This window comes from Streptomyces sp. NPDC037301 (assembly GCF_055602785.1).
In genome coordinates this window covers 305,883-320,614 of the sequence record NZ_JBVJWD010000004.1, presented here as the reverse complement: position 1 = coordinate 320,614, position 14,732 = coordinate 305,883, and the positions used below count along the sequence as shown (strand labels likewise).

Here is a 14,732-nt window from a genome sequence, read left to right as displayed (position 1 = left end):
GCCCACACGCCCCAGCAAACGAAGGAGAGCCCGTCAGCAAGCTGACGGGCTCCCGCGAAAGATCGAGGCTAACCTGCCATCAGGTCAGATCGTCGGTGTGTCATCGACGACCTCCTTGTGTGGTTCGACAATGAACCTCCAGCCATCGCTGGGCTCCAGGAATCGCACTCGGGTCGGGTAGATGTCCAAGGCGCGGCGGTCACGGTTCTGGCTGCTCGTGTTCTTCCGCCCCCGGGCCGGCTCCTCGAACAGGTCGACCTTGACATCCGGCACCGCGACGACTTCCTCGCTCCAGCGCTGAACGATCCCCGCGCCGAAGGCGTCCCGGGCGGCGGAGTAGAGCGACTCCAGAGATTCCTTGTTCCCGTTGGGCACGAAGAGGGCGAGATTCAGGAGGACGCCAGCACTCTGAAGAACCTCGATCTCTTCCCCTGTCTTGTCGGCAACCCAGATCCCGCACTCTTCGGCATTGTCCGGGAGAACGTGGATTTCCTCACCGAAGATTGTCTTCGCGGTAAAGGACCCTCCCTCAAAATTCTTACCCGGCCCCGTAAGGAAAGCCGGGGCATAGCAGTCGAGAGGAAGGCCATCCATCCCTGCCGAGACGAAGATTCCGTCCTGGAGACCCAACTCCGAAACCTCTTCGGCCGTAAGACGTCGAGCCGTAACCTTCTCGGTATTCACGCCATTCCCCTTTTTTCGTGGCGTCCTGTGAATTCATTGAAACTCTACCACGAAAACGATCAGTCAGTTCCCGTTCAATTTCTTCCGGGAGAACAGCAGAAGAATCCTCCCACGTCACCGACGAAAAGCGGCAAGCGTAGAGAAATGCTGCGAGATTCAGGAGGTTACCTACTCGCTTCAACAGCGTTTTCGGCAACCAAGTCGGTCGTCAAGTGGAATGCGAGCAAACTTAGCAGAATGGAAACAAGCAGACAGGAGGCGCCTTGATGCTCGGCATTGCGCTGTGCTTGCGCTCCCATCGCCATGGGCCAGATCCCCGTGACCCAACCGAGCGAACCGCGGCGGTCCCCGCTCTGGTCGGGCGCTTCGTGCCCTGCTCGGACAGTCGCCCGTCGCGGCGCCGCCATCCGGTGGGCACAGACGCGGGCGGACGACATCGGGGAACGGCTTCAGGAGCTTGAGGCTCCGCACGAGGACTGATGGCCTCACGGATGGCCGACCACTCGACAAGAATGCGGTTCGCGACAGATCGCCGTGCCCCATCCGTGCCCTTCGAAGCGGACAACAGCAGTCGAGCACGGCACCCAGAGACCGCTTCGGCCCCGTACCGCCAGGCCGAACGTGCAGGCCAGAGGTACTTCAACCGCACAAGCGCCGGTGATTCCCAAGCTCAGAGCGCGAGTTCGATTCTCGTCAGCCGCTCCATGAAAAAGCCCCAGGCCAGCGGCCCAGGGCTTCTTCGTTGTCTAGACCTCTTATGGTCCGCGTGCCATAAGTGTCCTCGCACCGCGCCAGATTGAGGCTTCAGCCGCCACTCACCGCGACAGGGCGGCCGAAGGGTTGGTCTAGGTGGCTACGCCGCTGGGTCGACCGTGTCACCGCAGCGGGCCCGACACCGTTCGGTGCCGGGCCTGCTGGGCGGTCAGCGCGTGGGCCGGGGTGCTTGGTCCACACCCCGCCTCATGCGTCAGACGTGGGAGCCGGCCTTGCGACGGCGTGCGACGAACACCGCGCCCGCGCCGATCGCCAGGGCCGCGCCGCTCGCGAGGGCGAGCTGCGACGTCGCGGAGGACGAGCCCGTGGCGGCGAGGCTGCCGCTCACGGGACTGGCCGACGCGCCACTCTGCGGCTTGAGGTCCGAGGTGTTCGGCTTGGTCGTGCTGGGCTTGGCGTCGTCGACCTTGCCGGGCTTGCTTCCCGCGGCGGCGATCAGGAACTCGTAGCCCTCGAGGTCCGGGTTCCCGCCGCAGGTGCCGTTGTCGTTGAAGTAGTCACCGGCGACGAAGGTGATGCCGTTGCCCGCGGGGGCCGAGGCGTCGATCGTGAGGCGCATCTTGACGTCGGCGTGGGCGCCCGCCTTCAGCGGGCTGATGGCGTCCATGTAGTGCTCGTTGTCGACGGTCTTCCACGTCGAGGACGAGGCGGACGACCACTGCAGGTGCACCAGGTCGTCGATGTCGTTGAGCCCGCTCCGGTCGGTCGCGTGGACGTAGGCGAACGGAAGTACCTCGTCCATCGTCTTGTCGGTGCCGTTGGTCACCCGGAGATTGAAGTTGACCTTCGTGCCGGCGACGACTGTGGACGGCAGACCCGTGACGACCGTGGTGAGCTTGGCCTCGGGGACGCAGTCCTCGCCGTCCTCACCCTCCTCCTTCGCCTTGGCCAGCGCCTCGTCGGCGGCGGTCTTGTCAGCGAGCGCCGCCTTGGTGGCCTTCTGCGCCTGGTCCAGCGTCCGGGCTGCGGCGACCCGCTCGTCGTCACGCGCGTCAAAGGCTTCCACGGCCTTGGCATCGGCGGCAACCTTGGCCGCACCGGCGGCTGCGGCGGCGGCTTCTGCCTTGGTGAGAGTCGTCGCCGCGGCGGTCTTCTCCTCCTCGGTGGCCGTCTCCGGGAGGGCGTCGACCGCCGCCTTGGCGTCGACGACCGCCTGGTCGGCTTCGGTCTTCACGGTGGCGGCGTCGGCCGCCGCGGCCTCGGCGGCCTTGGCTGCCACGGCCAGGGGAGCGGTGTCGGACAGGAGCGCTTTCAGAGCCGCGCGGGCGGCACTCTCGGCCGCTACGGCGTCGTCGTACGCCGCCTTCGCTGCGGCGGCGGCCTTTTCCAGCTCCGCGATGGATGGCTTCTCCTGCGTCTGCGCTGCCGGCTTGTCGTCGGCGAACGCGGGGGTAACCGACAGCAGGAGGGCAGGCGTGGTCACTGCGGCGGCAACAGCTGTGGCAAGAATCCGGCGAATCTTCACAAGAGCCCTTCGGGGTCCGAAAAGAGAAGAAGGGGTCGCAGCGGAATGGGACGCGCAGATGCGACTTGAGGTGATCGTATGGCCGGGGCAACGGTCGACCGTCACGAGTTCTTCACCTGTTCCGGCCAACACCACAACACCGGGACAGACAGAAAAGACGAAAGGGCGCAGTTGCTTTCACTACCTGTGCTTTCGCTGTGAGGAATGCCACATGACCCTGGACGCGTCGTTCTACGCCTCTCCGGCGCCGCCCCAGGATCTCGCGGTGCCCGTCGGCGTTGACGCCGACCGCGATCAGCGCGTGGACGTTGATGATCCGGCCGCTCTCGCGGACCTTCTGAGTCAGGGCGTCGACCCGGACGAACGAGCAGGGTCCGGCGTCCAGCAGCCGGTTGCGGAAGGCTGCGACCTGTTCGTCGAGGTGCTTGGCCATCGCCGAGACCTGGGACTTCGACAGCTGAGTGGCTCCGAGGGACTCGGCGAGCTCCTCAACCCGGCGGCTGGAGACGCCGAGCAGGTAGGCGGTGGCGACCACCGAGATGAGGGCCTGTTCGGCCCGGCGGCGGCGTTCGAGGAGCCAGTGCGGGAAGTAACTGCCCCGCCTCAGCTTGGGGATGGCGAGTTCGACGGTGCCGGCTCGGGTGCCCCACTCGCGTGGGCGTTAGCCGTTGCGTTGGTTGACGCGTTCTTCACTCGGCGTGCCGTAGGACGCGCCGCAGGCGGCGTCGACGTCGGCGGACATCATGGCGTCGGCGAAGGTCTTCACCATCTGTCACAGCAGGTCGGGACTAGCCGAGGCGAGGTTCTCCTCCAACAGGGCGGCAAACGGCAGACTGTCCAGTGCGGTCATCGTGCTGTTCTCCTTCAAGAGCTTGGTCGTTCTCGAAGGATCAGCCGGTGGCCGTCTTACGTTCAGGCTTCTCACTCAACTACGGGATCAAACCCCTGATTTAGGTGGAAACATGTACACCACTTCCCTGGACGCAACCGTCGCGGGTGAACAGATCACGGTGGGACAGCGGACAGGCCAGCCAGATATGGCTCCTGCGATAGAGCCGTTGGGCTCTGGCCTCGATCGTTCATGAGTCCCCATCAACGAACCGATGGGGACTCATGAACGATCGAGGCCACGTACACGCTGTCACGCCGTCTGGTGTCAGTCGTCGCCCCAACCACCGTCGTCGTGGTTGCCCCGGCCACCGCCGTCGTCGTGGTTGCCCCAGCCACCGTCGTCGTCGTGGTTGCGCGCTGACCCGCGCCGCCGCTCTCGACCACATCCACCAGGGCATTCGCATCAACGCGGTCAGCCCGGGAGCCTCCGCCGCTCCCATGTCGCTACGGCCCGGCGAGACCGAGGCCGACCGTGCCGAGCGGGTGAAGTCGGAGAACCCGCTCGGCCGGGTCGCGGAGGCCGAAGAGGTGGCGGCCGCGGTGCTCTACCTCGCCTCGCCCACGGCCGGCGCGGTGGTCGGCACCGACCTGGTCATCGACAGTGGGTCGTCAGCCTGACAGTTCGTGGGCAGAGGTGACATCACCGGGCCTCGTTGCAGCTCTGACTGTGCCCGTGTCCGCCCCCGGTCGGCCGGGTGATCTCGGCGACTGCGCCCTCGCCCCTTCGCTGCTAGCGTCGTGTCCATGTCCAAGACCGAGATCGACTCAGTGATGGCCGAGTTCTTCGGCGCCTTTGACAACAGGGGCGGCAAGGCTGCCGACGTGGCCCGGATCCGGCGGCTGGTTCTTCCGAGCGGCGTGATCGTCACGACCGCCCCGGAGTTCACGGTCTACACCGTGGACGAGTTCATCGAGCCTCGCCAGCGGCTGCTGTCCGACGGTCGACTGGTGGAGTTCTCCGAGTGGGAGACCTCCGAGCGGACCGAGGTCGCGGGCGATATCGCGTCGCGGTTCAGCGAATACCGCAAGTCCGGGGTCTTGGACGGTGAGCCGTTCGAGGGTGTCGGGACCAAGACCATCCAGTTCGTCCGTACCTCGGACGGCTGGCGGATCACGGCATTCTCCTGGTACGACCGGCCCTGATTCGTCGTGCAGTCCGTCGGGGCACAGGTCTCACGGCCGCGCCCCCGGCGCCGGGGGCTGCCGGGGTGGACGGGCCGGGGGGCTGATGCGTGATGATGTGGCCCTGGTCAGTGGGTAGTTGGACACAAGAGCCGGTTGGGGGCCCTGCTTGTGAATGACGCGGTGGAGTTGGCGGACATGATCGCGCAGCTGCGCCAGGAGCTGAGCCGGGCGATGTCGGCCGGTGAGGACGCCGACCTGCGGTTCAAGGCTGAGCGGGTGGAGCTGGAGCTGACCGTGGGGGTGGAGCGGACCCACGAGCCGGGGGTGAAGGTGAGGTTCTGGGTTTTCGATGCCAGTGCGACGACGAAGCGGGCGGCCACGGTCACTCAGAAGCTCACGTTGACCTTGCAGCCGGTGCTGGCGGACGCGCCGGACCAGATGGCGTTGATCTCCGGGGACGAGCTGCTCGGTGAGGACTGACAGGGCGGCCGTGAGCGGAGGACTGGACCCGCACCGCATCGCGGAGGTCATCGTCACCACCACCGTCGGTGGCGGGCGGCGCGGGTCGGGCTACCGGGTCAGCGACACGGCGGTGCTGACCGCGTTCCATGTGGTCTCCGAGGCCGCGGGCGTGCAGGTGCGATTCGATGCCGACCGGCCGGGGCAGTGGGTCGCGGCCGCGGAGGTGGCCTGGTCGGACAGTGACACGGATGTGGCTGTACTGACCTTCGCGCCTCCGCCGACTGCCGCCCCCGTCGTGCCCGCAACGTTCGGGCGTATCGGCGACGACCGTCATGCCGTCATCGATGTGCATGCGGCGGGATTCCCGCTGTGGAAGCGCCGCCGCAGCGCCGATGGTAGGCAGTTCCGGGAACTGCACCAGGCGGACGGGACCGTGGCTGCGCTGTCCAACCTGAGGACCGGCACCCTCGAGATCACCGTTCCGGTGGCGGCTGCCGACCCCGACCCCAAGGTGTCGCCATGGTCGGGGATGTCGGGCTCCGCCGTATGGGCCGGGTCCCACATAGTCGGGGTGGTCGCCGAGCACCACCGACGGGAAGGGCTGGGCCGGCTGACAGCGGCACGCATCGACCACACCCTGAGCCGGGTCGGCGAGCCGCGCCGGGGAGAGCTGGCCGGGCTGTTGGCGATCGCCGACCCCCAGGCGCTGCCCGACGTGTGCCCCGGGCCGGCCCTTGCCGATTCCGCGCCTCCGCAGGCAGGTTCAAAGGTCATCGGGCTGCCGGTCACGCATGGGCTCGAGCTGTTCAAGGACCGTGCTGAAGAACGCGAGATGATCGGCCGTCACCTCTCCGATCCGGCCATTCGCATGGTGACCGTCACCGGCCGACGGGGCATGGGCAAGAGCGCGGTCGCGGCCAAGGTCATGGAGATGCTGGAGCAGGGTGAGTGGCCGGGCCACGCCCGGGCTCCGGTTCCGTCGGGGCTGGTCAATCTGAGCACCCGTACGTCGGGGATCTCCCTGGAACGCCTCTACTTCGACTGCGCCCGCGTGCTCGGCTCCGACCGCGAGAACCGTCTGCTGGACATCTGGGCCACGAACCGCCCCGTGCAGGACAAGCTCGGCGAGCTGTTCGCCGCGATGGGCGACCGGCTCTTCATCATCCTGATGGACAACCTGGAGGACCTGCTCGACGACGACGGCCTGCTCCACGACGAGGAACTCACGGTCTTCCTCGACTGCCTTTTCCGGGCCAGATCCACGCCACGGCTGCTGGTCACCTCGCAGATACCGTTGCGGCTCGGGCCCGAGTTGCGCCGTTTCGCCGCGGAGGTCGAGCTGTCCGACGGGCTGCCGCCCACCGAGTCCGTGGCTCTGCTGCGCGAACTCGACCAGGACGGCAGCCTCGGCGTGGCGCAGCTGTCCGACGATCAGCTGCTGCAGGCGTCGGTCCACGTCCACGGGGTTCCGCGCGCACTGGAGCTGTTGGTGGGCGCCATGGCCGACGACATGCTGACTCTGCCGACGCTGCAGGACGTACTGGAGGACTTCGCCCTGCGGGGCGACGTGGTCGCCGGCCTCGCCCAGGACCGTTACCAGCAGCTAGGCCCCGACGGCCGCACCGTGCTGAACGTCCTCGCGGTGCTGCGCACGCCCGTGCCACGGGAGGCGATCGAGTGGATCGTGGCCGGCCTCGATCCCGGGCTCGCCGTCGCGCCGGTCCTGTCCCGCCTGCTACGGATGCGCATGCTGTCGGTGGACCGGGCCGGCCGCACCTTCGCGCTGCACCCGATGGATGCCGACCTCGCGTACGGCGCCATGCCACGGGACGGCGCGCTGGCACGGCGCTCTGTGGAACGGCGGGCGGCCGACTGGTACGCGCGTATCGAACCGCCCCGAGCGAACTGGCGCACCCTGGACGACATACAGCCGTACCGGCGTGAATTCGACCACCGTGTGCGCGCCGGGGACATGAACGGCGCCGCACTGGTCCTCGGCGCGATCGGCGAATGGATGGTCTGGCAGGGCTCGGTGCTTGCGGCGATCTCGATGCATCTGACCGTGGAGGGACAGTTGACCGACGACCGGGCACGCCTCGCCCATCTCATCGGCTTCGGGCACGCCCGGTTGAGCGCGGGCCCGTTGGCAGACGCGGCGGACCTGTTCGCCGAGGCGGCCGACATGGCCGAGCGCCTCGACGACCGCCGTGCGCTGCAGAACGCCATGTTCGGCCTGGGCGACGCCTACCGTCAGCTGGGCCGCCTCGATGCCGCCATGGGACCGCTCGCGCGGGCCGGTGACCTGGCACATGAGAACGGCGACGCCGAAGCCGAGGTGCATGCCGTCCTGGATCTCAGCCTCGCCCACAGCACTCTGGGCGACGGGGCGGCGGCCCTTGCCGGTGCCGACCGGCTGAGCGAACTCGCGCGTACGTCGGGGGACCTGTTCACCGAGGCCCGTTCATGGAACGCCCGCTTCACGGCTCTGCTGGCCATGGGCCGCTGGGAGGAGACCATCGCAGCGGGCGACAGGGCCGTGCGTGCCTACCGGGACGCGGGTATCCAGGAAGCAACGGACTACGCGTTCAACGCCAAGGGCGTGGCCATGCTCGCGCTGGGGCGGGTCGCGGAAGCTCTGACATCGCTGGAGGCGGCGCTCGGAGCGGCCTCAGCGATGGAGAATCCGCGCACCGAGGGAGTCTGCCTCTACAACATGGCGTGGGCGTACTGGACCGACGGCCGGTACGGGCAGGCGGCCGAGACAGCCGAGCGGGCGGCCACCTCGCTGCAGCTCGCCGGGGCGGCGGAAGCCGCGGCGGCACAGGCGCTCGCCGAGGCGGCCCACGCCCGGACGGTGCGCGACCCGCGGGCGGCCGCCGACGCGCTGGCCCGGGCCGCCGACGGCGTCGGACGCAATGTCGAGATGGTCCGTCCGGCCTGGCTCACCGAGGAGGCGGAGCGGTTGCGCGGCGAGGTCTGACGCTGCAGGTTGCGCACCGAAGCCCCGGGCCGGTGGCCCGGGGCTTGTCTGTTGTCCGGACCGCACCAGAAGGCCCCCGAGAGGTGCGCGGGCGCGCCCGGCAGTGCGGCGCTGTCCGGCCGGAGCCGCGCCGCGCGGCCGTCGGGCAGCTCCAGCCCTGCCCCATGCCGGGCCGGCCGGCCCGGCAGCGGACCGCGTCAGGGCCACCGGATCGACGCCTGCGCCGAGCAGCGCCTCGAAGTGGGCGATCACGCGTACGGCGATTGTTATCCAGGGTCAGAGAGGCGGTTGCGCAGGTCAGACGGCGCTCCAATGATGAAGGCACATAAGGCATGTGGCTGATCGGAAACGGTTCGGCCGAACCGTCTCCTGGACATCTGACACGGCCCCGCCGTGCGCCCCCCTCAGCGTGGGGCGCACGCTGCAGCAGCCCCTGCCCCTCCCCGTCCGCCGCAGCGAGGACTACACCGTCGGCCCGATGCACGACCACGAACGGGCCGCACTGCCGGCCGGACTCGACAAGGCCGTAGCCGCGCCCCTGCGGGGCGGCTACGGGCCGGCTTCGGGTTCTACGGGCAGGCGTTCAGGGGCAGGGCGGTCGGGTCGGGTCGGGTCGGGTCGGGTCGGGTCACATGAGCTTCCGGCGGCCGGTCTCCCTTCTGAGACCGCCCACGTTGATCGGCTGAAGGATGACAGTGATCGCGCCGACCGAGAAGTGCTGCACCGGACCGCCGGTGTTTCGCCCGTGGAAGCTGTGCGGCAGCGCCTGCCCGTTGGTCGGGTCCGTGCCCGCCGTATACATGTCGACGATGCCCTCGTGCCCCTGGCGGGCCTTTGCGTCGGTGCCGTCCGCGGCCTGCTCCACGGTGATGCGGTCATCACCGTCCACGGCGACCACGGCCGCCACGTGGTAGGGCCACCCGCTGGTGTTGGTGGGCAGCTCGTAGTCCTCGTCCCACGCGGTCTCCACGATGGCGAACGCCTGGCCGGGGTCCGGCTGCTCCTCGCCGTTCGCGTGCGGGCCGCCGGGCCTGGCATGCGCGTAGGCCAGGGCGCCCTCCGCGTTTTCCCTTTCGCCCAAGCCGAACTGGCTTCCGCCCAAGGCGAATTCGCTGGCGTCCTGTCCCAGGGCCAGCCGCTGCTGGTGCATGATCTCCTCGGCGGTGTGGGCACAGTCCGCGAGGAAGGTCGTCGACGGCTCGTACTCCGCGTACGTGCGCCCCCCGATGTCCCCGCTCTGCCCGGTCGGCGTGCAGTACCGGGGCGCTGGGGCGTCCTCCGCAACCCAGATAACGGTGGTGTCCGCCCCGGGAGTGACGGTCATGAGGTAGAGGCGGTTCTCCGAAACCCGTGCGGGCCCCAACTCCACGGTGGTGACCTGGGAAAAGCGCTGGAGGACCGTCGCGTCGGTGCCGCGCGCCGTGCCCCGGGCCATGGCGTCGGCTTCCCGCTGTACGGGGGCACCTTGGGGGCCCTGGTCGCGCTGGGCGCTCTGCTCGGGCGTCCGCCTCATCACCCGGACCGCGTTGGCCTCGGCCTCGCGCTCGAAGCGGTCGCCGGGGTCGGAGACGCTCAGTCCCGACCCGTTGTCCGTACCGGCCACCGGACCCTGGCGCTGCTGGATGACGTGCGTCAGCTCATGGGCGAGGGTGTGCTTGTCGCCGCCGCCGTCGCCGATGACGACATGGCTGCCGGAGGTGTAGGCACGGGCACCCACCTCGGCGGCGGAGTCGCGGGCCGCGGAGTCGGTGTGCAGGCGGACGTCGGAGAAGTCGGCGCCGAGGCGGGATTCCATTTCCTGGCGCAGCGGTTCGTCCAGCGGCTTGCCCGGAGCGCGCAGCACGTCGTGCACGGCGGAGCGCTGCACCGGCTCCGCCGTGGGCTGTTGGTGGCCGCAGCCCGCGCCGTGCCGGTGCCGGTCCTGCTGGAGCATACGGACGACGGCCGCGTTGCCAACGGTGCGCTGCAGCTCGAGAAGCGCATCGGGCACCCGACTGCTCGGGGCCTCCCCCGGCCGCGCGGCCGCGCTCTTGGCGGGGCGTTGCGGCTGCTTTTCGTTCTTTGTCGGCTCTTGCGCGTGCATGGACTTCCGCTCGTAGGGCTGGCAGTTTCGCTGTGCTCTCCCTACATACCTGGTGCAGCGGTCGCGGGTAAGGGGTGTACGGGCACGATGCGGTGGCTCGTATGGGCAGCGCGTCCGCCTGGCGGGTATCGGCGGAAGCTGCCCGGGGCGTGGGTACTACCAGCGCGCTCCGGGCCCGCTTCAGCCAGCGCGCCCGCTGCAGCGCCGACTCCGCCTGCCGCTGACGGGGGAAGACGCACAGCCGGTCGGTGAGGTGCAGGACGACCGAATCGGCGCGGGCGGAGTGGGGTTGTGGGTAGCGGTCGAGGGCGAGGTGGACGTGCGCGCATGCCTCGTCGAGGTGCCCGGCGTCGAGGAGCAGTCCGGCGAGGCGGGCCTGGGTGAGCGCATACGGGCGGCGCCTGGCTGGGGTGCGTCGGCGAGCCGCGTCACGCAGGGCGCTCAGCGCCTGCCGGCCGTCGCCGAGAGCACCTCCCAGATCACTCCGGTCAGGTCCTGACCTTTCCGACGCGGGGCGTCACGGGTGGGCCCGCCCGCGACGCCCCGTGTCGGCCCGGCGTCGGCCCTGCGCCCGCACCCGCACCGACGCAGAGCGCTTCGTCCTCTTTGTCACCACCTCGCTTTGCTGTCAGGCAGGTTGATGAGGCGTCCGGTCCCTCGCGGGCGGGTCAGCAGGTGGCCCAGTGTGGTGAATGCCCGGACGGGACCAGCCCGACAGGTCGCCCGCCGGTCACCCGTCGACGAGGAGGAGCCCGCCATGCCGGACGCCCTGAACACCGTTGTCTGCGAGCCCACACTGACCCCCCGCGAGCGCCAGGTCCTGACGCTGCTCGCCGGAGGCGAGACCTACTGGGGAATCGGCCGCCGGCTGGGCATCAGCCCGCACACGGTCGACACCCATCTGCGCCGGCTCCGCGACAAGACGGGCACGACCAACCGCACCCAGCTCGTGGTACTGGCCATTCAGCGGGGCTACCTGGCCTGAGCGAGCACGCCCGGCCCGGAACTTCGCCGGACTTCCGTCGGCCTGGGACTATTTGAGCCCCCTTCACTTAGCGGTCACGCACGTTGGTGAGGGGCTCGCTCCCGTCCATACGCGACGGGCCTGGGCCAGTGTTGTCACACACCGCACGAACCGGAGCGGGCCCGCCAAAAAGGGCGGGCCCCACCATGTCCCCGGGGGGAATCATGCCGAAGCGCCTTGCCCTGCTCCTCACCGCCACCGCTGCCCTGTTGGTCCTCCAGCCGGGCTCCCCCGCGTACGCCGCCGACATCGACTGCGGCGGCATCGCACTCTCGTCGGTGCCCGTCTCCGTCGAGGGGACCACGAGCGACCCGGCCACTGGATGGAACGTCGCGGACGGGGAACTGCCGGACCAGGGACTGGTGCACACGTGCGACACCTCATGGGGCGGCTGATCCCACGGGCACCCGGCGCCCAAGGGGCCGACAGGGCCTAACTGCCGGGCGGCGTCAGATCGGTGACCACGTACTGTGCTCCCGGCGTCAGTTCCACCGTCCAGGACCAGCGTGCCGGAATGTAGAGGACTTCGCCCGACCGCAGCCGGTGCCGGAAGGACCCCGCGCCGCCATCGGCCCGGTCGCCGCGCAGTCGCCACAACCCCACGCCCTCGGTCTGATGGATCACCAGATGTGCGGCAGGGTTCCGCATCCCCTCGCATGTGCGGCTTTTCCGGCTGCTCGCGACCAGGCCGGTACGCAGGCCTAATTCGGTGGCCAGGCCGTCGAGTGCTTCCGGCCGTTCCGGGCTGCCGAGGGCCGGATGCTCGTACTCGGGCCACATCACGCCGGGCGCCCGGTCCAGGTGTACCGAGAGGAACAGCAGCAACTCCCGCAGATGGAGCGCACCTTCACTCTCCGCCCGGGGTGCCGGAGGTGCCAGGGGCCGGCCGTCCATGTCCCTCCTCGTGCTCGCCGCCGAAGCGCCGCGCGGGAAGCGTCCCGCGCGGGCTCTGCTGACAGCATCCGCCACCGGACGGCCCCGGGCCAGTCGCGTGAGTTCGCTACCGGGAGCACGGGCCGGACACCGCCGGATACGGTCTTCGTCGGCCGAAGGCCGTCAGGCGACCGGGCCGTCAGGCGATTGCGCTTCGGGAGCGGTGTTCACCAGGAGCCCCCGGGCCGCGGCGTGGGCGCCGGCCTGGAAGCGGCTCGTGGCGTCCAGCTCCTCCATGATGTCGGCGATGTGCCGACGGGCGGTACGCAGCGACATACCGAGCCTGCGCGCGATGGCCTCGTCCTTCAGACCGGCGGCGAGCAGCCGGACGATCGTCTCGTGGATCTCCCGGGAGACCTCTTCCAGGCCCTGACTGACGGCATCGGCGAACGGGGTGGCCCGGTCCCAGGTCTGCTCGAATATCTCGCAGAGGTACCTGACCGTGGACGGCTCCCGTATGACGACGGCGCCCCAGCTGTCGTCCTGTACGGGGATGAAGGCGAGTTCGCGGTCGAAGACGATGAGCCGGCCGAACAGCTCGTGCGCGGTGCGGTACTTGCCGCCCAGCGCCGACGCGGCGGCCACGTAGGCCTGGCTGGGACCGTTGAAACGGGCCGTGTGGTGGTAGAGCGTACGCAGCTGGATGCCGCGCTCCAGCATCAACTGGTCCCGCACCAGCGCCTCCCGCATCGCCTCGGGATCCCGCGCCCCGCCGCCGGGCTGGCTGGTCAGCACCTCTGTGCGGCAGCGGTTCGAAGCCTGGTTGAGGGTGTTGCGGACGTCCTGCACGTTCTCCAGCAGCTCCAGCGACTCGCTGCGGGAATGCCGCTGGTGATAGCACGCCACGAACGGACCGAGGTCCTGGCGCATACCGGCGAGCCCGTCCTGCTGCTCGCGTATCTTCGCCTCGACGGGTGCGGCCAACTGCGCCAGCGCGGTCTCGGGCGCGACCGCGAACAGCTCCCGGGGGCCCCCGGTAGCGTTCTGCGCGTGCAACAGCCGGGCCCGCCGCAGCCGTTCCAGACTCAGGGTGGCCTCCTCATGGCCGATCCCGGTGGCTTCGGCCACGGCCTCCGGGTCGCCCTTACGGTGTTCGAGGACCCAGCCGTACACGGCGAGGTCGTTCTCGCCCAGCCCCCGGGCCGCCTCGAACGGCCCGGTGCGTACCTGCTCCTGCCCTTCCACGTACCCCCCTCGTCGCCGTATGACGGGTGGTGCCGACCGGCGCATCGGATGCCCCGGGCAAGGATAGGCAGAAGGGACAGGCAGAAAAGATCTTGTCGCGTCAGGACTGCGCAAAGCCCCCGAGCGCAAGGGCTTCGGGGGCTGCGAGCTGCAAGCTGCGAGCCATGCGTTGCGGTCCTTGATTGGCGGGCTGCGGGGCCGCGCGGCGGTTCAGGGACCGGCACCGGTCGGACGCGTCACGCGGCGGCCGGCATCGTCGCGCGCATCGCGGCGCGCGCGTGGGCCACCAGCGCCTCGGGGGTCAGAGTCGCCAGGGTGCGGCGGGTGTGGCCGATCAGGGCCTCGGCGGCATCGGTGAGCGCCGCGTCGTCGAGCGGCCGGCCGGGGATCGCGGCTCCGTCCGCGAGGAGCGCCTGCAGCAGGGCATACAGGTTCGCGGTGCCCGCCTCGCGTACGGTCAGCGAGAGGTGGACGGACGAAGTGTCGCCCACGGCGTCCGCATGGTGCGCGAACCCCCTCGGTACGTACAGGACTTCGCCGGGTCGCAGCACGGTCTCCAGCAGCACCTCGCCCGCGTCGCCGTCCTCCCTGGCCGGTTCCCAGTTCCCGTCGGCCGGTCCGGCGTGGACGCGCCAGCGCTTCTCCCCGCTGATCTGGATCGCGAGGACGTCGGCGTCGTCGCGGTGGAGGGGCCGGCCCTGGGTGCCCGCGGGGGTGCGGAAGCAGAACGCCTCGACCTGGCGGCCGAGTTGCTCGGCGAGGCCCGTGGTGAGCGCCCGTACGCCCTGGTGCCACTGGTCCACGTACCGCAGCAGTACGGTGGCCCGCTCCTCGTCGACCAGCCGGCGCACGAGTTCCGCGTCCGCGTAGTCCTCGACCACCTCGCCGAGCACCACCCGGGGCGTGCAGAACCGTTCAACGGGTACATGACTGTCTTCGTGAACGAGCCCGATGTAGGGCACCTTGAGCAGCCCGGCATCGAGCAGGCCGTCCAGTTCGGCGGTGTCCAGGAGGTCCACCGGGGGGTCGTCGGGGCGCAGCACGGCCGGAGCGCGGCGCCAGTGCATGGCGAAGAACTCCTGCTCGTCGCGGACACATCGCTTCAGCCAGTCCATCGTTGGTCTCA

At 69.6% G+C, this 14,732-nt stretch carries 12 protein-coding genes and 2 pseudogenes; 7 read left to right on the top strand and 7 right to left on the bottom strand.

Annotation, left to right across the window (positions count from 1 at the left end; translation table 11 throughout):
* Nucleotides 1-84 precede the first annotated feature (84 nt).
* From ACZ7IB_RS10260 to ACZ7IB_RS10250, 3 genes and pseudogenes are all read right to left on the bottom strand, one after another.
* A complete protein-coding gene (locus tag ACZ7IB_RS10260; RefSeq protein ID WP_470911033.1) occupies nucleotides 85-684 on the bottom strand; it encodes a hypothetical protein in 600 nt (199 codons plus the stop codon).
* Between the two features lie 967 nt (nucleotides 685-1,651).
* Nucleotides 1,652-2,923, bottom strand: coding sequence for an LAETG motif-containing sortase-dependent surface protein (locus ACZ7IB_RS10255; protein WP_470911030.1), 1,272 nt, complete (start codon nucleotides 2,921-2,923; stop codon nucleotides 1,652-1,654).
* A 112-nt stretch (nucleotides 2,924-3,035) separates the two neighbouring features.
* Nucleotides 3,036-3,773: pseudogene (locus ACZ7IB_RS10250) on the bottom strand (transposase).
* Between the two features lie 395 nt (nucleotides 3,774-4,168).
* On the opposite strand from ACZ7IB_RS10250, the pseudogene ACZ7IB_RS10245 reads away from it, so the two are divergent.
* From ACZ7IB_RS10245 to ACZ7IB_RS10230, 4 genes and pseudogenes are all read left to right on the top strand, one after another.
* Nucleotides 4,169-4,432: pseudogene (locus ACZ7IB_RS10245) on the top strand (SDR family oxidoreductase); the annotation flags it as partial.
* A gap of 126 nt (nucleotides 4,433-4,558) precedes the next feature.
* Nucleotides 4,559-4,957: a nuclear transport factor 2 family protein gene (locus ACZ7IB_RS10240; RefSeq protein ID WP_470911027.1), complete on the top strand. Its 399-nt coding sequence runs from the start codon at nucleotides 4,559-4,561 to the stop codon at nucleotides 4,955-4,957.
* 150 nt (nucleotides 4,958-5,107) lie between these two features.
* Nucleotides 5,108-5,419: a trypco2 family protein gene (locus ACZ7IB_RS10235; RefSeq protein WP_470911187.1), complete on the top strand. Its 312-nt coding sequence runs from the start codon at nucleotides 5,108-5,110 to the stop codon at nucleotides 5,417-5,419.
* A gap of 10 nt (nucleotides 5,420-5,429) precedes the next feature.
* Entirely contained in the window at nucleotides 5,430-8,381 is a 2,952-nt protein-coding gene (locus ACZ7IB_RS10230) for a S1 family peptidase (protein ID WP_470911024.1), read from the top strand.
* 628 nt (nucleotides 8,382-9,009) lie between these two features.
* Here the strand turns inward: ACZ7IB_RS10230 and ACZ7IB_RS10225 are convergent.
* Nucleotides 9,010-10,464, bottom strand: coding sequence for an eCIS core domain-containing protein (locus ACZ7IB_RS10225; RefSeq protein WP_470911021.1), 1,455 nt, complete (start codon nucleotides 10,462-10,464; stop codon nucleotides 9,010-9,012).
* A gap of 253 nt (nucleotides 10,465-10,717) precedes the next feature.
* On the opposite strand from ACZ7IB_RS10225, the gene ACZ7IB_RS10220 reads away from it, so the two are divergent.
* The 3 genes from ACZ7IB_RS10220 (at nucleotide 10,718) to ACZ7IB_RS10210 (ending at nucleotide 11,883) form a co-directional block, all read left to right on the top strand.
* A complete protein-coding gene (locus ACZ7IB_RS10220) occupies nucleotides 10,718-10,963 on the top strand; it encodes a hypothetical protein (RefSeq protein ID WP_470911017.1) in 246 nt (81 codons plus the stop codon).
* 258 nt (nucleotides 10,964-11,221) lie between these two features.
* Nucleotides 11,222-11,449 carry a response regulator transcription factor gene (locus tag ACZ7IB_RS10215; RefSeq protein ID WP_470911014.1) on the top strand — a complete coding sequence of 76 codons (228 nt, stop codon included), beginning with the start codon at nucleotides 11,222-11,224 and terminating at the stop codon, nucleotides 11,447-11,449.
* 203 nt (nucleotides 11,450-11,652) lie between these two features.
* Nucleotides 11,653-11,883 carry a hypothetical protein gene (locus ACZ7IB_RS10210; protein WP_470911011.1) on the top strand — a complete coding sequence of 77 codons (231 nt, stop codon included), beginning with the start codon at nucleotides 11,653-11,655 and terminating at the stop codon, nucleotides 11,881-11,883.
* 37 nt (nucleotides 11,884-11,920) lie between these two features.
* Here ACZ7IB_RS10210 and ACZ7IB_RS10205 read toward each other — a convergent pair whose 3' ends face one another.
* The 3 genes from ACZ7IB_RS10205 to ACZ7IB_RS10195 all read right to left on the bottom strand — a co-directional run bounded on the left by ACZ7IB_RS10205 (nucleotide 11,921) and on the right by ACZ7IB_RS10195 (nucleotide 14,721).
* Entirely contained in the window at nucleotides 11,921-12,382 is a 462-nt protein-coding gene (locus ACZ7IB_RS10205; protein WP_470911008.1) for a hypothetical protein, read from the bottom strand.
* Nucleotides 12,383-12,544: 162 nt separating this feature from the next.
* The gene (locus ACZ7IB_RS10200; RefSeq protein WP_470911006.1) at nucleotides 12,545-13,606 is read right to left on the bottom strand and encodes a helix-turn-helix transcriptional regulator; all 1,062 of its coding nucleotides are present in this window, start codon (nucleotides 13,604-13,606) and stop codon (nucleotides 12,545-12,547) included.
* Nucleotides 13,607-13,842: 236 nt separating this feature from the next.
* Nucleotides 13,843-14,721 (bottom strand): JmjC domain-containing protein, encoded by an 879-nt coding sequence (locus ACZ7IB_RS10195; RefSeq protein WP_470911004.1) that lies wholly within the window; start codon nucleotides 14,719-14,721, stop codon nucleotides 13,843-13,845.
* Between the last annotated feature and the right edge of the window lie 11 nt (nucleotides 14,722-14,732).